Source organism: Sphingomonas sp. 320_CC (assembly GCF_059691795.1).
Genome location: NZ_JCAWAE010000003.1, coordinates 271,685 through 291,317 on the forward strand (window position 1 = coordinate 271,685; position 19,633 = coordinate 291,317).

The 19,633-nt window shown below is 65.1% G+C and carries 18 protein-coding genes; 8 read left to right on the forward strand and 10 right to left on the reverse strand.

Annotated features, from left to right (window positions below; all coding sequences use genetic code 11):
• Nucleotide 1: 1 nt before the first annotated feature.
• The 3 genes from rnhA to ispH are packed head-to-tail and all read right to left on the reverse strand — an operon-like array spanning nt 2 to nt 2,371.
• A complete protein-coding gene (gene rnhA / locus AC59GX_RS12795; RefSeq protein ID WP_056064977.1) occupies nt 2–466 on the reverse strand; it encodes a ribonuclease HI in 465 nt (154 codons plus the stop codon).
• Nucleotides 463–1,413, reverse strand: coding sequence for a homoserine kinase (gene thrB, locus AC59GX_RS12800; protein WP_426281535.1), 951 nt, complete (start codon nt 1,411–1,413; stop codon nt 463–465). Before thrB ends, rnhA begins: the two co-directional genes overlap by 4 nt.
• A 1-nt stretch (nt 1,414) precedes the next feature.
• Nucleotides 1,415–2,371, reverse strand: coding sequence for a 4-hydroxy-3-methylbut-2-enyl diphosphate reductase (gene ispH, locus AC59GX_RS12805; RefSeq protein ID WP_120301031.1), 957 nt, complete (start codon nt 2,369–2,371; stop codon nt 1,415–1,417).
• Nucleotides 2,372–2,528: 157 nt separating this feature from the next.
• Here ispH and AC59GX_RS12810 point away from each other — a divergent pair, with 157 nt between their 5' ends.
• On the forward strand, nt 2,529–3,131 hold the full coding sequence (locus AC59GX_RS12810) for a hypothetical protein (RefSeq protein ID WP_056489420.1): 603 nt from the start codon (nt 2,529–2,531) through the stop codon (nt 3,129–3,131).
• 79 nt (nt 3,132–3,210) lie between these two features.
• Here the strand turns inward: AC59GX_RS12810 and AC59GX_RS12815 are convergent, their stop codons facing one another.
• Complete coding sequence (locus tag AC59GX_RS12815) at nt 3,211–3,819, reverse strand: Dps family protein (protein ID WP_056488739.1); 609 nt, start codon at nt 3,817–3,819, stop codon at nt 3,211–3,213.
• 165 nt (nt 3,820–3,984) lie between these two features.
• Between AC59GX_RS12815 and AC59GX_RS12820 the strand changes: the two genes are divergently transcribed.
• The 3 genes from AC59GX_RS12820 (at nt 3,985) to AC59GX_RS12830 (ending at nt 8,747) form a co-directional block, all read left to right on the forward strand.
• Nucleotides 3,985–4,899, forward strand: a complete 915-nt coding sequence (locus AC59GX_RS12820) for an ROK family protein (RefSeq protein ID WP_056488750.1) — start codon at nt 3,985–3,987, stop codon at nt 4,897–4,899.
• A gap of 87 nt (nt 4,900–4,986) precedes the next feature.
• Nucleotides 4,987–6,897: a putative bifunctional diguanylate cyclase/phosphodiesterase gene (locus tag AC59GX_RS12825; protein ID WP_426281849.1), complete on the forward strand. Its 1,911-nt coding sequence runs from the start codon at nt 4,987–4,989 to the stop codon at nt 6,895–6,897.
• The gene (locus AC59GX_RS12830; protein ID WP_426281533.1) at nt 6,897–8,747 is read left to right on the forward strand and encodes an ATP-binding protein; all 1,851 of its coding nucleotides are present in this window, start codon (nt 6,897–6,899) and stop codon (nt 8,745–8,747) included. The genes AC59GX_RS12825 and AC59GX_RS12830 overlap by 1 nt, the downstream gene beginning before the upstream one ends.
• 1 nt (nt 8,748) lies before the next feature.
• Here AC59GX_RS12830 and dinB read toward each other — a convergent pair whose 3' ends face one another.
• On the reverse strand, nt 8,749–9,834 hold the full coding sequence (dinB, locus tag AC59GX_RS12835) for a DNA polymerase IV (RefSeq protein ID WP_426281532.1): 1,086 nt from the start codon (nt 9,832–9,834) through the stop codon (nt 8,749–8,751).
• 100 nt (nt 9,835–9,934) lie between these two features.
• Here dinB and AC59GX_RS12840 point away from each other — a divergent pair, with 100 nt between their 5' ends.
• Nucleotides 9,935–11,374 carry a phospholipase D-like domain-containing protein gene (locus tag AC59GX_RS12840; RefSeq protein ID WP_426281530.1) on the forward strand — a complete coding sequence of 480 codons (1,440 nt, stop codon included), beginning with the start codon at nt 9,935–9,937 and terminating at the stop codon, nt 11,372–11,374.
• 191 nt (nt 11,375–11,565) lie between these two features.
• Here the strand turns inward: AC59GX_RS12840 and ctrA are convergent, their stop codons facing one another.
• From ctrA to AC59GX_RS12860, 4 genes are all read right to left on the reverse strand, one after another.
• Nucleotides 11,566–12,267 carry a response regulator transcription factor CtrA gene (gene ctrA / locus AC59GX_RS12845; RefSeq protein WP_056064964.1) on the reverse strand — a complete coding sequence of 234 codons (702 nt, stop codon included), beginning with the start codon at nt 12,265–12,267 and terminating at the stop codon, nt 11,566–11,568.
• 152 nt (nt 12,268–12,419) lie between these two features.
• Nucleotides 12,420–13,511: an AI-2E family transporter gene (locus AC59GX_RS12850; protein ID WP_497301828.1), complete on the reverse strand. Its 1,092-nt coding sequence runs from the start codon at nt 13,509–13,511 to the stop codon at nt 12,420–12,422.
• A 365-nt stretch (nt 13,512–13,876) separates the two neighbouring features.
• Complete coding sequence (gene mqo / locus AC59GX_RS12855) at nt 13,877–15,595, reverse strand: malate dehydrogenase (quinone) (protein WP_426281526.1); 1,719 nt, start codon at nt 15,593–15,595, stop codon at nt 13,877–13,879.
• Nucleotides 15,596–15,844: 249 nt separating this feature from the next.
• Nucleotides 15,845–16,750 (reverse strand): LysR family transcriptional regulator, encoded by a 906-nt coding sequence (locus AC59GX_RS12860; protein WP_426281525.1) that lies wholly within the window; start codon nt 16,748–16,750, stop codon nt 15,845–15,847.
• 223 nt (nt 16,751–16,973) lie between these two features.
• Between AC59GX_RS12860 and AC59GX_RS12865 the strand changes: the two genes are divergently transcribed.
• The 3 genes from AC59GX_RS12865 (at nt 16,974) to AC59GX_RS12875 (ending at nt 19,094) form a co-directional block, all read left to right on the forward strand.
• Entirely contained in the window at nt 16,974–17,693 is a 720-nt protein-coding gene (locus AC59GX_RS12865; protein ID WP_426281523.1) for a pirin family protein, read from the forward strand.
• A gap of 171 nt (nt 17,694–17,864) precedes the next feature.
• Nucleotides 17,865–18,467 (forward strand): NAD(P)H:quinone oxidoreductase, encoded by a 603-nt coding sequence (gene wrbA / locus AC59GX_RS12870; protein WP_426281522.1) that lies wholly within the window; start codon nt 17,865–17,867, stop codon nt 18,465–18,467.
• A gap of 111 nt (nt 18,468–18,578) precedes the next feature.
• Nucleotides 18,579–19,094 (forward strand): YciE/YciF ferroxidase family protein, encoded by a 516-nt coding sequence (locus AC59GX_RS12875; protein ID WP_056489424.1) that lies wholly within the window; start codon nt 18,579–18,581, stop codon nt 19,092–19,094.
• A gap of 63 nt (nt 19,095–19,157) precedes the next feature.
• On the opposite strand, the gene AC59GX_RS12880 is transcribed toward AC59GX_RS12875, so the two are convergent.
• Nucleotides 19,158–19,538 carry a hypothetical protein gene (locus AC59GX_RS12880; RefSeq protein WP_235524733.1) on the reverse strand — a complete coding sequence of 127 codons (381 nt, stop codon included), beginning with the start codon at nt 19,536–19,538 and terminating at the stop codon, nt 19,158–19,160.
• Nucleotides 19,539–19,633 lie beyond the last annotated feature (95 nt).

The window sequence follows — 19,633 nt, forward strand, 5'->3', positions numbered from 1 at the left end:
TTTACTTGCGCCCGGCCGCCACCGCGGCATCGCTCGCCAGCTTGTCCGCGCGCTCGTTCTCCGGGTGGCCGGCATGGCCCTTGACCCACTGCCATTCGATCTTGTGCCGCGCCACCGCCGCCAGCAGCGCGTGCCACAGTTCCGCGTTCTTGACGGGCTTCTTGTCGGCGGTCTTCCAGCCGTTGCGCTGCCAGCCCTTCACCCACTTGGTGAGGCCATCCATCACGTATTTGCTGTCGGTATACAGCGTTACCGCGCACGGCCGGGTCAGCGCATTGAGCGCCTCGATCGCTGCGGTCATCTCCATCCGGTTGTTGGTCGTCGGCGTCTCGCCGCCCGACAATTCCTTCTCGTGCGCGCCCATGCGGATCACCGCGCCCCAGCCGCCGGGGCCCGGATTGCCCTTGCACGCGCCATCGGTGAAGATCTCGACCTTGGTGATGGAAACGGGAGCTTCGTCAGTCATGCAAACAGGTCGTCCTTGAGATACGTCTCGAGCCGCCGCCAATAGGCGAGTGGATCCTTGCGCGTCACCAGCGCATCGGCCGGCGTGTTGAGCCAGTCCCACGCGCGCGTCAGCAGGAACCGCAGGCATGCCCCCCGCGCCAGGATCGGCAGCGCGGCGCGCTCGGCGTCGGACAACGGAAAGCGGCTGGCATAGCCGTCGATCAGCGCCTTGCCGATCGCCGGGTCGTAATTCTCGCCATTGCCGTCGAACGCCCACGACGTGTGCATCACCGCCAGATCATAGGCGCGGACGTCGGTGCAGGCGAAATAGAAGTCGATCACCCCGGTCACGCGGTCGCCGAGCATCAGCACGTTGTCGGGAAACAGGTCCGAATGGATCGCCGCCATCGGCAGGTCGCGCGGCCATTCCGCCAGGACCGCCGTCAACGCTGCCTCGGTCCGGTCGAACAGCTCCGGTTCGATCGTGTCGATGTCGCGGCCGCAGCGCTCCAGGAACGGCCGCCACGTGTCCGCGCCGAGCGGGTTGGGGCGGACCTGGTCGAACCCGGCGAGGCTGTTGTGCATCTGCCCCATCGCCGCAGCCGCCGCAAACGCCTGCGCCGCGGTTGGATGCGATACCGAAACCCCGGTCAGGAACTCGATCAGGCATGCCGATCGTCCGGCGAGCTGCTGGATTGCCACGCCGTCACGATCGGGCAATGCGCGCGGTACGGGATTGCCGTCGGCCGCGAGATGATCGAGCATGTCGAGGAAGAACGGCAGGTCGTCGGTCGACGTCCGTTCCTCGTACAGCGTCAGGATGAAGCGGTCTGCGGTCGTCTCGACGAGGTAGTTGCTGTTCTGCACGCCCTCCGCAATGCCCTTGGCGGATAGGAGTTCGCCCCGATCGTAGCGCGCGAGGAACGCGCCCAGCGCCTCCGCCGACACCTGCGTATAGACCGCCATGCTAGGCGGCCGCCTCCAGTCCGCGTGGCAGCTTGAACGCGATCGTCTCGCGGTTCGTCTCGACCTCGCGCTCCGACACCGTGAAGCGCTCCGACAGCCGGTCGACCAGTTCGCGGACCAGCAATTCGGGCGCCGATGCGCCAGCCGTGATCCCCAGCGTGCCGACGCCGGCCAGGAAGTCCCAGTCGAGCTCGCTCGCGCGCTGGATCAGCATCGCTGGCGTCCCCTCGCGCTCGGCAACCTCGACCAGCCGCACCGAGTTGGACGAGTTCGGCGCACCGATCACCAGCACAGCATCGACGCTGTGCGCGATCGCCTTGACCGCGGTCTGGCGGTTCGACGTCGCGTAGCAGATGTCCTCGCCCCGTGGCGGCAGCATCTGCGGGAAGCGGCGCTGCAACGTCGCCACCACGGCGGCGGTATCGTCCACCGACAGAGTCGTCTGCGTCAGGAAGGCGAGGTTGGTGTGATCGATCGGCATGAACACCTCGGCGTCCTCGACCGTCTCGATCAGCGACATCGCGCCCGCCGGAACCTGTCCGAACGTGCCGATCACCTCGGGATGCCCGGCATGGCCGATGAACACGATATGCCGCCCCTGCGCGACCAGCCGCTCGGCCTGGCGGTGCACCTTCGACACCAATGGACAGGTCGCGTCGAGATATTCGAGCCCGCGATTCTGCGCGTCGAGCGGCACCGACTTCGGTACGCCATGCGCCGAGAACACGACGGGTGCGCCATCAGGCACCTCGTTCAGTTCCTCGACGAAGATCGCGCCCTGCGCCTTCAGCGTGTCGACGACGAACTTGTTGTGAACGATCTCGTGGCGGACATAGACCGGCGCCCCGTGTTTCTCGATCGCCAGTTCGACGATCCGGATCGCGCGGTCGACGCCTGCGCAAAAGCCTCGGGGTGCTGCGATCAACAGTTCGAGCGGCGGCTTGTCGATTGGGCTCATGATGCCACGCCTCTACGCGATTGCTTGCCTGGACGATAGCCGGTTCCTATGGTGCGCCGCGACAGGGGCCGCTTGCGACATGCGGTGGCCCTTTCGCTCGTTCGAGAAGGTAAGCGTCGCCGTGAAAGCCCCCATCCTAGCCGTTTCTGCGTGTGCGATCTTGTTGAGCGGGTGCGCCGGCAAGGGCGAAGTCGATGCGACTGGCGGCATTTCCGCAGTCCGCTCGGTCTGCCCGCCCGTGGCGATCCCGGCAGCGACCGGCGACATCACGCTGTTCGATCCGGTCACCAGCCGCGACCAGTCGGCGATCGACGTCGCCGGCTTCATGACCAACGTCCGATCGACCTGCGCGGATGCGACGGATCAGGTCGTGACCAACGTGACGTTCGACATCCGCGCTCGCCGTACGCGTACCGAGGCGGCGCGCGACGTGACGTTGCCGTATTTCATCACGGTCGTGCGCGGCGGCAGCGCGGTCGTCGCGAAGCGCATCGGCCGTGTGACGTTGCACTTCGCCGCCGGACAAGCGCTGGCATCGGCGTCGGCCACGACGACGGCAACGGTATCGCGCGCTGCGGCCACCTTGCCGGAAGACGTTCGGGAAAAGCTGACCCGCAAGCGCAAGGCAGGCGATCAGGACGCTGCGGTCGATCCGCTGAGCACGCCGGAAGTTCGCCAGGCCGTGCTGCGTGCGAGCTTCGAGGCGCTGGTCGGGTTCCAACTCACCGACGATCAGTTGAAGTATAACGCCACGCGCTAAATACGCCGCGCGGCTGTCGCCTACGGCATGCCAGAACGAAAGTACGGCCCCCTCTTCGCATGAAGAGGGGGCCGTAATCTTACTTGTCGCTGCGGACCAGTTCGGTCGCGGCGAGGTGTTCCGCCAGGAACCATACCTGCGGTTCGTGCGTGCGGATGATGTTGCTCACCAGTAGATCGTTGGTGCCGTCGTCGCCCGATTCGTCGGCAGCTTCGGCGCCTTCATGAGCCTGACGCAGGATGATCTCATGCGCTTCGAGCAGGCGCGCGAGCTGCGTCGGGACGTCTTCGCGACCCTTTGGCGGGCGGGGGATGGTCGTCATCTCCGCGACATCGTGCGACATCGCGATCGAGATACCGCCAAGCGCCATGATGCGTTCGGCGATGAGATCGACGAGTGCTGCCTGCTCTTCATAATGCTTGTCGAGCAGCAGATGCAGTTGGTAAAAAGTCGCGCCCGACATCTGCCAGTGATGCTTCTTGTACATGTCGCGGATCGTCATCGTGTCCGCGAGCACCTGGTTCAGCGTTGCAACGCTCTGGGCGCGGGCATTGTCTTCAAGTGCGATCGGGAGCTTCTTCAGCGTCCCATAAGGCTGGATCTCGCGATATTCGACCTTGTACTGTGGCTGTGCCTCGACCGAAACATCGGTGTCCGCCTTGATCAGCTTCGCGGGTTTCTTCGCCATTCGGAATTCCTGTCTGTTCGGGTGAACTCGACCGACATAACGCACGAGCGAACGTATCGATAGCAGATCAAATCCTCGTTCAGTGTGATCGCGACGACGCACCTGCTCTTGACTGGATGGCGTCGGCGAAGGAAGCGGGCGCGGTAAACGTGTTGGGAGTTGAGGATGACGGAAGCACCGCTGGTCGCAGGTATCGAACTTGGCGGCACCAAATGCATCTGCATTCTTGCGCGCGGCCCCGACCAGATCGAAGAAACCGTGCGGATTCCGACCACGCGCCCCGAAGAGACGCTGGCCGCGATCGAGGCAGTGCTGGACCGGTGGAGCGGGTTCGTGGCGATCGGTATCGCGAGCTTCGGGCCGGTCTCGATCGATCGCCATTCGGGGGATTACGGCCATATCACCTCGACGCCGAAGCCGGGCTGGGCCGGGACCGACATCGCGGGACGGCTGAGCCGACGTTACGGCGTGCCCACGGGCTTCCATAGCGACGTGGTCGGCGCGGCGCTGGCCGAAGCATTTTGGGGGGCGGCGAAGGGCCTGCCGGACATCGCCTATGTCACGGTCGGCACGGGCGTCGGCGCCGGCATGATCGCGGGCAACCGTCCGGTCGATGGCCTCACGCACTCCGAACTCGGCCATATCCGCCCCGCTCGATTCCAGGGTGACGACTGGATAGGCAATTGCCCGTTCCACGGCGCTTGCATCGAGGGACTGGTCGCGGGACCCGCCATCGCGGCACGGATCGGCTTTCCGGCGGACGAAGCGCCCGCCGAGCATCCGGTCTGGGATAACGTCGCCGATGCGCTCGGCCAGCTTTGCCATACGCTCGTGCTGACCGGTATCCCGCGGCGGATCGTGATGGGCGGCGGCGTGATGGGGGCATCGCATCTGTTCCCGCGGGTTCGAGCGGCGATGACGCGGAGCCTCGGCGGGTACATCACGCTGCCCGAGGTCGCGCTGGTCGATACGTTCATCGTGCCGCCTGCGTTAGGCAACAACGCCGGGCCGCTTGGCGCAATCGTGCTGGGCGCTCAAGCACTTGGACATAAGTTACAAACATCGTTCACAGCGTCTTAACTGCTTTAGGTTACTATCCTTCGTGACGATGAAGGCACTTGGCGTACCGCAAGGCACGGATGCGTTGGCCGGTGAAGGACGGTAATGATGCGCATTCTGATCGTGGACGACGAGCCAGCGATGCATGACAGCTACCGGCGCAGCTTCGCCGGTCAGCGATCGGAGAGCGGCGAAGCGCTCGGCGCGATGGCGGCGGACCTGTTTGGAGGGAACGCCGGCGATCTGCGCCGCGGGGATATCGCCGGCTTCGCGCTGACGCATGCGCATCAAGGGCTGGACGCGGTCGCGGACGTCGCGCGGGCGTTGGCGGAAGGCGGACCGTTCGCGGTCGCGTTCATCGATATCCGCATGCCGCCCGGTATCGACGGGCGCGAGACGGCGCAGCGGATCCGGGCGCTCGACCCGGAGATCAACCTCGTCATCGTCACCGGATTTTCCGATTTTTCGCCGATCGAAATCAGCAAGGTTGCCGGGCCCGCCGACAAGATCTTCTACATCGCCAAGCCGTTCGAGGTCGCCGAGGTGACACAGACCGCGACGGCGCTTGCGAAGCGGTGGGAAATCGATCGCGAGTTGAAGGCGGCCCGCGTCACGCTGGCCGCGCAGGTTGTTCAACTCGAAGAGCAAAGCGCCGAATTAGCCGCGAACGAGAGTCGCGCGGTGCATATGGCGACGCATGACTCGCTGACCGATGCGCCGAACCGGCTCGCGTTCCTGCGCGCGTTGGCCGAACGAACGCGCGCGGCGGGACTGTTCGCGACGGTGATGGTCGATCTGGATCGGTTCAAGCTGGTCAACGACACGCTTGGCCATCTGGCGGGCGACGCGCTGATCCGCGAAATCTGTGCGATCCTGCAGCGATCGGCGCCGGAGGGAGCATTGGTGGCCCGGCTCGGCGGGGATGAGTTCGGCATCCTGTTCGAGACGTCCGGCGAGGCGGCGGGCGTCATGGCGTGCGAGCGAGTCGTCGCGGCGTGCTCGGTCAGCCTGCAGGTGTTCGGCAATTCGGTGCAGGGCGGCGCGTCGGCGGGCGTGGTCGTCAGCGAGGGCGGGCAGGGCCGCGATCCAGTCGACGTCATGCGACGGTCCGACTTGGCGCTCAACGACGCCAAGCGCGGCGGTCGCGGCATCGTTCGCCTGTTCGACGAGAGCATGGACGAAGGCATTCGCTTTCGCCGACGGGTCGAGGGTGGGCTGAGCCAGGCGATTGCTAAGGGCGAGCTGAGCCTGGTCTATCAACCGATCGTGTCGCGCGACGCGGTCGAGGTCATCGGTTTCGAGGCGCTCATCCGCTGGAACACCGACGAATATGGCGCGATGAGCCCGAGCACGTTCATTCCGATCGCCGAGGAATCGAACCTGATTCACGAACTGGGCGACTGGGTGCTGGGCGAGGCGTTACACGTCCTGAAGCAATGGCCCGGTCAGTATGTCTCGGTCAATTTCTCGCCGCGCCAGTTTCGCCGTCACAATTTCGTCGGGCATATCATGGAAAGCGTCGAGCGCGCCGGGATCGAGCCTGCGCGGTTGCAGATCGAGATCACCGAGACCGCGATCTTCGACGATGCCGAACGGGCGGCGGAAACGCTCTACAAGCTGCGCCAGATGGGGTTCCGGATCGCACTCGACGATTTTGGGACGGGATATTCGAGCCTGTACAACATCCGCAAGTTCGCGCTCGATTGCCTGAAGATCGACCGCTCGTTCATCGATGGCATGGGCCGGGAGCGCGAAAGCGCGGCGATCGTGCATTCGATCATCCATCTCGGTCGCGCGCTGGGGCTGGGCGTGATTGCCGAGGGGGTCGAGACCGACGCGCAGGTCCAGGCGCTCAAGCTGGCTGGAGCGAGCCATTTCCAGGGATATTTCTACTCGCGACCGGTTGCGGCGGATGTCGCACTCGAAATGGCAAACGCGCGCTATCTCGGCGGCGAAGACGATGTGGCGGGTGACGGACCGACGGCACCGCGGCAATTGGGCAACGGAATGCTGAACTAGTGCCGACTGTCGGGATGGGTCGCGTTCCGGCGACGCTGGGGCGGCAATTCGGCAAGATGCGGCGGCCTGCGTCGCTTGGTGCGAAACTCGTGCTGATCATGACGGGCGTGGCGCTGTGCGGGACGGTCGCGATCACGGTGTTGCTGGCGTTGATCATCACGCCGAGCTTTACCAAGCTCGAAGACGCGGCGATCGCCGGGCAGGTCGAACGAACGCGCGCGATGCTGTCCAAATACGCTGCCGGGGTCCAGGCGGAAGCACGAGACCGCCGCGATGCAACGAAGCTATCCGAGGCAAGGCTTGCGCCTGGTAGTCGCGCTATGCCTGCGACGCGATCACTTCCTGCCGATGGCGTTGCCGAGATCACAGCAAACGGGCGTCTTGCTCGCGCGAGTTGGAACGGACCGCCGGGTTCGACCTCGTCGCAACAATGGATTGATTTGCTCGATCGTACGGACTTCGCGCATGTGCTTGGTCGGCGTCGTTCGGCGCGGTTCTATGCGCGGCTGGGGAATAGTGTCGCAGCGGTAGGTGTCGCGCGAATGGGGGGGGCGAGCGGCGCGGATACCGGGCAAGGTTATATCGCGGTCGCACGCGTGATAACCGCCAAGCAAATATCCGAAGCTTTGGGTGTCGACGCGACGTTAGACGTCGGTTCCAGCAGTTCGGGGGTGGCGACCTATCGAGGGTCGAGAGCGGCAATTGCCGTGCCACTGATCGGCGCCGATGGACGCGCCGTGGCCACGGTTCGGTTTGCCGTGCCAAGTGATGCAACGCGGCTCGGCAGGCGCGTGCTGGTGTTTGCGATCGTGGGATCGATCGTGCTTCTGCTGTTCGTGCTCATCGTGCTGCGTCGCCTCATAGCGCAACTCGTGCTGCGTCCGTTGCTGCGCATCGAGAACCATATGCGCCGAGTTCGCGCGTCGGGATCCCTAACCCTGCTCGAGGAGGATGAACGGCGCGACGAGATCGGTTCGCTCGGGCGCAACTTCAACGCAATGTTGCAGCAATTGAAGGATCTGCGTGAACAGATCGGCGTGCAGTCGTTCGATCTCGGACGGAGCGAAAGTGCGGTGGCGGTGATGCACAACGTCCGCAACGCGCTGAACCCGATCAGCACGATCCTCAGCCGCGAGATCGCGCAGGTGCCGCCGATCGACCGCGCCATGCTCGACCGGGCGATCGAGGAACTTGCTCGTGGCGACGTTTCGGACGAACGCCGCGAGAAGCTGGCCGCGTTCGTCACCGCGGCGATCGACGCGGAAGCCGCCAATCGCGAATCCACGCGTCACGAACTCAGCATCGGCCGGGAGGCGATGGGGCATGTGCTGGAGATCATCGGCCAACAGCAGCAAGGCGCGCACGAACGTCCGGCGCTGGAGATATGCGACGTCACCACGATCATCGCGCGCAATGCGACGATCGTCCGCTATCTGGACGGCGCTTCGATCGCGTTCGGATTTCCCGCGGGACCTAATCTGGTCATGGCGAACCGGCTGATTCTTAGCCAGGTAATCGGCAACCTGTTTGCCAATGCGGCCGAATCGATCGTTGCGCGCGGGACCGGTAGCGGATCGATTGTTACCGCCATCGAACCGGGCGATGGCAACGTGACGATCGAGATTCGCGACGATGGCGAGGGGATCACGCCCGAGGTCGCGGCGACGCTGTTCCACCGCGGCTTCTCCACGCGTGCGCATAAGTCTGGCGGTCTGGGGCTGCACTGGTGCGCCAATTCGGTGAACGCGATGCAGGGTTCGCTGCGTCTGGAGAGCGAGGGGCCGGGGCAGGGCGCGGTTGCGATCCTGACGCTGCTGGCGCCCGATGCAGGGGTCGTCGAACTGGTTTGACCTACAACAGGCTTGGCTGCACTTCGTCGTCTTCGCCCATGATACCGGACAATGTCAGCCCGAGGAGGCGCACGCCGTCCGGCACGGGCAATTGCGCCATCAGCAGGTCGAGGCCTGCCGAGAGGAATGCGGCCTTGTCCGTGACCGGTGCCTGCGACGATCGTGCGCGCGTGATCGTGCGGAAGTCGGCGTGGCGCAGCTTAAGCGTGACCGTGCGACCGCGGGTGCCGTGCCGTTCGATCCGCACCCATGCCGCATCCGCCACCCGGTGCAGCGCCGCGCGCAGATCCTCCGCCGTCGTCAGGTTCGTCTCGAACGTCCGTTCCGCACCGACCGACTTGGCGGCCCGGTTGACGCGCACGGGCCGGTGATCGATGCCGCGTGCCGCGCCGTAGAGATAGTCCGCATAGCTGCCGAAATGCGCCTGCAGGAACGCGAGCGTCATGCCGTAGAGATCCGCGCCGGTGAGGATGCCGAGCCGCTCCATCTTCTGCGCGGTCACTGGTCCGACACCGTGGAAGCGCTTGACCGGCAGTGACTGGACGAACGCCGCGCCGCGCTTCGGCGTGATGATGCAGATGCCGTCGGGTTTGTTCTGGTCCGAGGCGAGCTTGGCGATGAACTTGTTGTAGCTGACACCGGCGGACGCGGTGAGGCCGGTATCAGCCTTGATCCGCGCACGGATTTCCTCCGCGATCGCGGCTGCTGTGCCGAGCCCGCGGATGTCCTCGGTCACGTCGAGATACGCTTCGTCGAGCGACAGCGGCTCAATCAGGTCGGTATAGTCGGCGAAGATCGCGCGGATCCGGTCCGAGACTTCGCGGTACACGTCGAACCGGGGGGGCACGAACACGAGGTCGGGACATTTTCGGATCGCGGTGACCGACGGCATCGCGCTGCGAACGCCGAACGCGCGCGCCTCGTAGCTCGCGGCCGCCACCACGCCCCGCGCACGCGATCCGCCGACTGCCACCGGCCGGCCCTTGAGCGAGGGATCGTCGCGCTGTTCGACCGACGCGTAGAAGGCGTCCATGTCGACATGGATCACCTTGCGCTGCGCCGGCGGCTGGGTAGGAGGAGCGGCCATCGTCATCCCAGATAGGGCGGCCGGGCGCGACGATACAGGGCATTCACGCAACCAAACCGCACGCCACGCATATCAGTCGGCAACGGACGAAGGGATACCGATGCAGGTTGGGACGGAGTGCTGGCGGATCGAACGCGCCGAACGGATGGCGGTGATCGTCGATGCGGCGGACTATTTCCGGACGGCGCGCGTCGCGATGCTGGGGGCCAAACGCCGCATCCTGCTGATCGGCTGGGACTTCGATGCGCGTATTTTGCTCGAGCCGGGCGTCGATCGGCCGGGCGAACCCAAGACGCTGGGCGCGTTCATGCACTGGCTGGTCGAGCGCGAACCCGAACTCGAGATCTTCGTGTTGCGCTGGGATACCGGGGCGATCAAGTCGCTGTTCCGCGGATCGACGCTGTTCACGATGATCAAGTGGATGCGACACAAGCGGATCCATACCAAGCTCGACGGGCATCACCCGACCGCGGCGTCGCATCACCAGAAGATCGTCATCATCGACGACGCGCTGGCGTTCTGCGGCGGGATCGACATGACCGGCGACCGCTGGGACACGCGCGATCACCACGACGGCGATCCGCACCGCGTCCAGCCATCGGGCAAGCCGTACAAGCCATGGCACGACGCGATCAGCGCGGTGCAAGGACCCGTCGCGCACGCGCTGGGCGAACTGTTCCGCCGGCGCTGGCGACTGGCGGGGGGCAAGCCGATGGCGGCGGGCGTGCCGGGCGGGACGTTCTGGCCCGAGGGGCTGGCGGTCGATTTCCGCAACGTCGACGTCGGCATCGCGCGGACCGAGCCGGAGATGTCGGACCAGGCGCCGGTGTCCGAGAGCGAGGCGCTGTTCCTGGGGCAGATCGCCCGCGCGAAGAAGCATCTGTATATCGAGAGCCAGTATTTCGCGTCGCGGAAAGTGGCGGAGGCGGTGGCACGGCGGCTCGACGAGGCGGACGGGCCGGAGATCGTCATCATCAACCCGACTGTGGCGCAGGGGTGGCTGGAGCCGCTGGCGATGGATACGGCGCGGGCGCGGTTGATGGAGGCGCTGCACCGGCGCGACACGCACCGGCGGCTGCGGATGTATCATCCGTACACCAAGGACGGCGCGCCGATCTATTGCCACGCAAAGATCCTTATCGCCGATGACGACGTGTTTCGGTTGGGGTCTTCGAACGTCAATAATCGGTCGCTGCGGCTCGATACGGAGTGCGACCTGGCGATCCGGGCTGTCGATGCGGCGACCGCGGAGGGGATTGCGGCGATCCGGGACGGGTTGATGGCGGAGCATCTCGGTGTCGCGGTTGAGGTGGTCAGTGCGATGATCGCCGAGACGGGCTCGTTGATCGAGACTATCGAGAGGTTGCGGCAGGAGCGGGTCGGCGTGAGCAAGACGCTGCGGTGTTACGAGGTGCCCGACCTGACTGCGGTCGAGGCTTGGTTGGCGGATAACGAGGTGCTGGATCCGGAGGGCCCTCAGGAGATGTTCGAGTCGCTCAGCCAGCGGGGGCTATTTCGGCGGTGGCGGCGTAACGCCTAGCGGGGCGCTGCGTTCGAAAAATAGTCCGTCATCCTGACGAAAGTCAGGATCCAGAGCAATCGAGGACGGCCTTCTGTACCCTGGATCCTGACTTTCGTCAGGATGACGAAATTCGGCGGCTATCCCGAAAAATAGGAAAGGCCGCGGCACCCCCCGATGCCGCGGCCTTCGTGCTCCCGAAAACTGGGGAGTTACGCTACCTGGGATTCGAGCACTTCGTCGGGTTCGCGCAGCACGTAGCCGCGACCCCAGACGGTCTCGATGTAATTTTCGCCGTCGCAGGCGAGGCTGAGCTTTTTCCGCAGCTTGCAGATGAAGACGTCGATGATCTTCAGCTCGGGCTCGTCCATTCCGCCGTAGAGATGGTTGAGGAACATTTCCTTGGTCAAGGTCGTGCCCTTGCGGAGCGAGAGCAGCTCCAGCATCGCATATTCCTTGCCGGTCAGGTGAACGCGGCTGCCATTGACCTCGACCGTCTTCGCATCGAGATTGACCGCCAGCTTGCCGGTGCGGATGACCGACTGGCTGTGCCCCTTCGAACGACGGACGACGGCGTGGATGCGCGCGATCAGTTCCTCCCGGTGGAACGGCTTGGTGACATAGTCGTCGGCGCCGAAGCCGAAGCTGCGGACCTTCGAGTCCATCTCGTTGACGCCCGACAGGATCAGCACCGGCGTCGCGACACGGGCGACACGCAGGCGCTTGAGCACGTCGTATCCGTGCATGTCGGGCAGGTTCAGGTCGAGCAGGATGATGTCGTAATCATACAGCTTGCCCAGATCGAGGCCTTCTTCCCCGAGATCGGTGATGTAGACGTTGAACCCTTCGGTCGTCAGCATCAGCTCGATAGCCTTGGCCGTCGTCGGCTCGTCCTCGATCAGCAGCACTCGCATGCGTCGTCCCCTCTTCGCAAGACCGTCCGACACCCCATGCCAGCCGCTCGACTTCTATTCATTAACCACACAACATCTGAAGGCAAAAGGTTAATTTCGAACTAAGGTTGACGCGGCGAATCGATCGGATCACTGCCGAGCAGTTGAATTCTTTACAAATCTTCACTCGGAGGGCTCGGCGTCAGGTCGGGGCCGAGCAACGTCCGGTGAACCGTCTTCGGGATATCCTCGCCGAGAACCTCGCGCAGATACAGGCTGCGGACGAGCGTGAAGATGACCACCAGCAATGCGGCCGAGAAGAACAATCCGAACAGGCCGAAGATCGTACCGATACCGATGATCGCGAAAACCGTGATCGCGGGCGGGATAGAGATCACGCGGTTCTGCACGTACGGCGTGATGAAATTGGTCTGGACGAGCCGAACGACCGCATAGGTGACGAGCGTGCCGACGATCGACGAGGTCCCTTGCGTCGCGGCGAGTCCTAAAGCGGGGATCATCGCCGCGGTGGGGCCGATATACGGAATGAACTCGGACAATCCGGCGAGCAGGCCGAGCGCGGCAGCGCTGGGGACGTCCGACAACCAGAGACCGATGCCGACCAGGATGCCCATCGTCGTCATCAGGATCAGCGACGAGCCGAGCCACAGCCGCAGCGTCGAGCCGACGTCGAACAGCGCATCCTCGACCGCGGCGCGCTTCGATCGCGGGATCAGCAGCAGGAAGCCGCGTTCGTACACCTTGGGATCGGCGGCGAAGAACAGCGCGCCGACCAGCAGCAACAGGCAGTTGAGGACGAGTTCGCCCGCGCCCGTCACGAGGCCGCCGACGTCCTGCGCGACCTTCGACCCGGCATAGGCCTGTTGCACGGCGTCGACGAGCTTCGCGCCGACCGCGCTTTGCGAGAGATACGCGGCGAGTTGGTCGAGCAGCGCCGGTGTCTGGGCGATCAGCACATTGACCTGGCTGCGGAACTGCACGCCGAACAACCAGACCAGGAACGCGATGACGCCGAGTACGGTGGCGATGCCGAGGCCTAGCGCCGGCTTGCGTGGAACGCGGAGATGGTCGCGGTAGAGATCGGCGATCGCGTGGATGACGATCGCGCCGAGCATCGACCCGAAGGCGAGGATGAGCAGGTCGCCGGCCTTGTAGAGCGCGGCGACGACCGCGACGATCACGATGGTCAGGATGACGCGGCGGATGAAGCGCGAATCGTCTGCATCGGGGGCCAGGCGGTTCATGCCGCGGCCCGCCGAAAAGCCGGAAGTTCACAAAGTGCACACGCTGGCGCGGTTTGTGCGGAGTGTGCACTTCCGGCTTTTGGAGCGGATCCGAGGCTGGCTTGATGGCGGTTTTGCGAGGAGGGCGGGGCGATCATCTTGCGACCGTGGCAGATCGTCGCAGCGTAGGACAGCCGTTCCAAGGACTTAAGGTACGTTCCGGAAACGGCGCTCGCTGATCCTCCCCCGCCAGGGGGAGGTGGCTGGCGCTTGCCAGACGGAGGGGGCGGTAAGCGACGACCGCCGTTCCGTGTCCTCCCCCTCCGTCACCTTCGGCGACACCTCCCCCTGGCGGGGGAGGATTGCAGTATAGCCGTCGTTCGAACTTAAAGTGCGAGGTCGGGGCTACGGTCTGGCTTTACGCGCATCGCCGCGGGGCGTGGGCTGGCTGCGACGCCGACCGTGGGCGAGGGGATCGCGAGTTGCAGCGTGTCCGCGGTCGAGGCCCAATGTTCGGCAAGGACGTCCGGGGTCTCGTTGAGCATCACGCCGTAGGTCGGCACGATCTCGCGGATCTTCGCCTGCCACCCGGCGGTGGCGAGGTGGTTCGGGAACACCTTCTTCAACAGGTTGAGCATGATCGACGGCGCGGTCGAGGCACCAGGCGAGGCGCCCAGCAGCGCGGCGATCGAGCCGTCCTTCGACGCGACGATCTCGGTGCCGAGGCGCAGCACGCCGCCCTTTTCCGGATCGCGCTTGATGATCTGGACGCGCTGGCCTGCCTGCCACAGGCGCCAGTCGGCGTCCTTCGCGCCCGGGAAATACTCGCGCAGTGCGTCCATCCGGTCGCTGTCCGACATGATGAGCTGGCCCGCGAGATATTCGACGAGGTCGAAATCGTCCCAGCCGACCGCGAGCATCGGCCGGAAATTGTCGAGCGTGACCGACGCCGGAAGATCGAAATACGAGCCTTCCTTGAGGAACTTGGTCGAGAAGGTCGCGAACGGGCCGAACAACAGCGCCTGCTTGCCGTCGAGGAAGCGCGTGTCGAGATGCGGCACGGACATCGGCGGCGAACCGACCGCCGCCTTGCCGTAGACCTTGGCGAGATGGCGGTGCGTGATTGCGGGCTTGTCCGCGACGAGGAACGAGCCGCCGACCGGGAATCCGGCATAGTCGTCGGCCTCGGGGATGCCCGACTTCTGAAGGATCGGCAGCGCGCCGCCGCCTGCGCCTGCGAACACGAAGCGTGCCTTGATCACCTGCTTCTCGTCGGTCTTCATGTCGCGCGCGGTGACGCGCCAGCGCGCCTTCTTGCCGCCGATCGTCTCGCGTTCGAGCGAGCGGACCTCATGCCCCGTGGTCAGCGTGAAATTGTCCTGCTTGGCGAGCGAGCCGATGTACTGGCGCGTGACTTCGCCCCAGTCGCAATCGGTGCCGAGCGGCGAGCGCGTCGCGGCGAGCTTCGTGCCGGGCGCGCGGCCCTCCATCATCACCGGCACCCACTGCGAAATCTGCTTCGGGTCGGTGGTGAATTCCATCCCCGAGAACAGCGGGCTCGCCTGGAGCGCGGCGTGGCGCTTTTGCAGGAAGGCGACGTTGGCATCGCCCCACACGAGATTCATGTGCGGCGTCGAATTGATGAACGAGCGCGGGTTGGCGAGGATGCCGGTATCGACCTGGTGGCTGAGGAACTGGCGCGTGACCTGGAACTGCTCGTTGATCTCGACCGCCTTGGCGATCTCGACCTTGCCGTCGGCCTTGTTGACCGGCGTGTAGTTCAGTTCGCACAGCGCGGAGTGGCCGGTGCCGGCGTTGTTCCAGCCGTTCGAGCTTTCGTCGGCGACCTTGTCGAGGCGTTCGACCATCTCGATCGTCCAGGTCGGCTCGAGTTCGCGCAGCAGGACGGCGAGCGTCGCGCTCATGATGCCGCCGCCGATCAGCAGGACGTCGACGGTGCGCTCGGTGGTCGCGGCGTCGGCGTGCGCGATCGGCAACGCGGCTGCACCGCCGGCGACGATCGCCGAGCCGAGCAGGTTGCGGCGGGTCACGCCGGTCTTGGTTTCTGGGGACATCGTGTCGTTAGCGTCTGGCCGCATGGTCATGCCTTTTCGTTTCGGCATGGTCCGCTGTCCCGACACAGGCCGAAGACGACGAGAATCCATGACCGGATTATCGGGTCAGCCACGCGGAAATTACGTAAATCGATACAAATACTACCGACTGAGCGCGGCCGCTGCTCAAAGTCCTCATCCCGGTATCGGGTGTCGTTGGGATCGCGCTGGGGTGCAAACTCGAGCGTTTATCCAGCCTCTTACATGGCATCCGGCCCGGTTTTGCGCAAGGTCGCCGCTTTACGCTTGCCCTGCGTTCGGATCCCGGAGGCGTGCGGCGAGGAAGTCTATGAGTGCTTCGACACGGGCCGGGCGGAGGGGACTTGGCGGGGTCAGGAGGTGGAGACCGATCTTCGCGGGCGCCCAGTCTTCGAGGATCGTGACGAGTGCGCCGGACGCGATATGCCGGTCGACGATGAAGTCGGGGAGGCGCGCGATTCCGAGGCCGGCGATCAGCGCGGGGACGATCGCCTCGCCGCTGTTGGCGGTGAGCTGGCCCTGCAGGCGGACCGAGACGTCCGCGCCGCCGGGGCCGTGGAAGCGCCACGGGCCGACGACGTTCGAATAGCCGACCAATTGGTGCTCGCCGAGTTGTGCCGGGTGCGTCGGGGTGCCATGCTTCGCGAGGTAGCTGGGGGCGGCGACGGTGTGCGCCTGGATGCTGCACAGGCGGCGCGCACGGAGCGAGCTGTCGGGAAGCTCGGCGATCCGCAGCGCGACGTCGAACCCTTCGGCGACGATGTCGACGCGCGCGTCGGAGAGGTGGAAATCGACCTCGATACCCGGGTGCACGACGAGGAACTCGGCGAGGATCGGCGCGACGTTGGTGACGCCGAAGCTCATCGGGGCGGCAAGGCGGACGCGGCCGGTATGCGCGCTGGCGGCGTCGTGTGCGGATTCCTCGGCGGCGCGGGCTTCGGCGAGGATCCGCGCGGCGTGCTCGGCGAGCGGCTTGCCGGCTTCGGTGAGCGCGAGGCGGCGCGAGGTGCGATGGAAGAGCGACTGGCCGAGATGCGCTTCGAGCCGGGTGATTGCCTTCGACACGGTCGCCTTGCTGAGCCCGACCGCGTCGGCGGCGGCGCTGAACGAGCGGTGCTCGACGACGCTGGCGAAGATCGCCCAGGCTTCGAGATCGGGCAGGCGCATGTGGGTCTCCAGATCTTCCCCCCTCCCTGGAAGGGAGGGGCTGGGGGTGGGTCGCTATCGAGGGAACGTCGCATTCGCCAAGCGGCCGACCCACCCCCAACCCCTCCCTTTCAGGGAGGGGGGTAAGTAGGGGATGTTAGCCACCGAAACGATCGGTTTCCAGCGTTTCTATTTACGGCGTAATCGCAGCGCTTATCTTGGGTTCAACCAGTGGAGACCTATCATGACGACCACGACCCTTTCCAAAGTTGAACGCCGCCCCTTCGACAGCCTCGGCCACGCCGATCATGGCTGGCTGAACGCACGCCATCATTTCTCGTTCGCGAGCTATTATGATCCGGCCCGGATGGGCTGGGGTGCGATCCGCGTGTGGAACGACGACCAGATCGCTGCGAACTCGGGCTTCCCGCCGCATCCGCATCAGGACATGGAGATCATCACCTATGTCCGCAGCGGTGCGATCACGCATCAGGACTCGCTCGGTAATAAAGGCCGCACCGAGGCTGGCGACGTGCAGGTGATGAGCGCGGGAACCGGCGTGCGGCATGCCGAGTATAACCTTGAGCCGGAGACGACGACGATCTTCCAGATCTGGATCGAGCCTTCGCGTAAGGGCGGCGCGCCGAGTTGGGGTGCCAAGCCGTTTCCGAAGGGCGAGCGTTCGGGCCAGTTCGTGACGCTGGCCAGCGGGTTCGAGGGTGACGGCGATGCGCTGCCGATCCGTGCGAATGCCCGCGTGCTGGCGGCGACTTTGAAGGCTGGCGATAGCGTCGATTATGCGGTCGGCGAGGGGCGCCATGTGTATCTGGTGCCAGCGACTGGTGCGATCACGATCGGCGACGAAGCCTTTGGAGCGCGCGACGGAGCGGCGTTGCTGGGCGGCCAGACGGTGACGATCACGGCTCAAGAGGACGCCGAGATCGTTCTGGTAGACTCGGAGTAAGCTTCTTTCCTCTCCCGCAAGCGGGAGGGGGCAGGGGGTGGGGTCGCGCTCACCTCCGCCGTGATCGTTATTGAAGATACGCACTTCGATCCGGCTCGTTTGATGAAACCGGGTGCCCACCCCCCAGCCCCCTCCCGCTTGCGGGAGGGGGAGCCTAAGAAGGAAATTACCATGACCAAAGTTCTCGTGCTCTATTACTCGTCCTACGGCCATATCGAGCAGATGGCGGATGCCGTCGCCGAGGGCGCGCGCGCCGGTGGGGCCGAGGTGGACATCCGCCGCGTCGCCGAAACCGCACCGCAGGCGGTGATCGAGGCCGCGCACTTCAAGACCGACACCGCGCACGCCGAGATCGAAGGCCCCGCCGCGCTCGAGCGGTATGATGCGATCATCGTCGGTGCGCCGACCCGGTTCGGCCGGATGCCCGCGCAGATGGCGCAGTTCTGGGACACGACCGGCGGCCAGTGGTTCTCGGGCGCGCTGATCGGCAAGGTCGGCGGTGCGTTCACCTCGACGGCCAGCCAGCATGGCGGTCAGGAAACGACGTTGTTCTCGATCATCACCAACCTGATCCATCACGGCATGACGATCGTCGGGCTCGACTATGGCTTCCAGGCGCAGATGGGTGTCGACGCGGTCAAGGGCGGCTCGCCCTACGGCGCGACGACGATCTCGGATGGCGACGGCAGCCGCATGCCGAGCAAGGACGAGCTTGATGGCGCGCGCTACCAGGGCAAGCGGATCGCCGAGACGGCGGCCAAGCTGAAGGGCTGATCCCCCGACGCTCCGGTGGTTGGGGGAGACGAAACTTACCCCGCGGTAAGGGCGTTTCCCCACCACCGGAGCATTTCGCTTCGCGTGCACCAGCTATGCGAGGATATGATCATGGGCTTGTTTTCCAAGGACATCGCGACGTTCGAAGACCTGTTCCTGCACCAGTTGCAGGACGTGTATTATGCCGAGCACCAGATCACCAAGGCACTGCCGAAGATGACCGACAAGGCGACCGCGCCGGGTCTGAAGGCCGGGTTCGAAACGCACCTGCGCGAGACCGAGGGACAGATCGTTCGGCTCGAGCGGATCTTCGAGCTGCTCGGCGAGAAGGCCAAGGCCGTGACCTGCCCGGCGATCGACGGGATCATCAAGGAAGCCAACGAAGTCGCGGGCGAGATCGCCGACAAGGCGGTGCTCGATGCGGCGCTGATCGCGTCGGCGCAGGCGGTCGAGCATTACGAGATCACGCGCTACGGCACGCTGATCGCGTGGGCGAACCAGCTTGGTCGCAGCGAGATCGCGGCGATCTTGAAGGAAACGCTCGACGAGGAATATGCGACCGACGACAAGCTGACCGCGATGGCGACGTCGAAGGTCAATCCGAAAGCCGAGGCGGTGACCGCCTGAGGTTTTCGCGACGTAACTAAGGAAACGGGCCGGCGATCTGACGATCGCCGGCCCGTTTTTCGTTCAGGCCTTCTTGCGCGCGCGCTTTGGTGCGGCGGCGGCTGCGACGTCCTCTTCCTCGTCCGGCGCGTCCTCACCGGCTTCGGTCAGTGCTTCGCCGAGTGCCTTCAGCTTGTCCTGCGACTTGTCGGCCTTGTCGGCGATCTTGGTCGTCGCGGTACCGAGGCGGTGAAGCAGCGCGTGGACGCGGTCCGCGTCGGGCGTGTCCTTCTCCAACTGCTTGCGCAGCGAGCCGAGATCGCGAAGGATGCCCTTGGCGCCGGAGACGTCGGTATCGGCCAGCGCGGCTTCCCAATCCTCGACCATGTCGGCACCCTTGGTGGGCTTGGTCGCGTCGAGCCCGCGATTGATCGCGTTCATCGTTCCTGCAAATTTAATGGCCATGTGATCTCTCTCCGCATGCCTTTGTGGCGACCGTCAACGCGACGTGGCGGCGGAAATGTCCCCTCGATCGTATCGACTTCGATCAGTATCCGGGC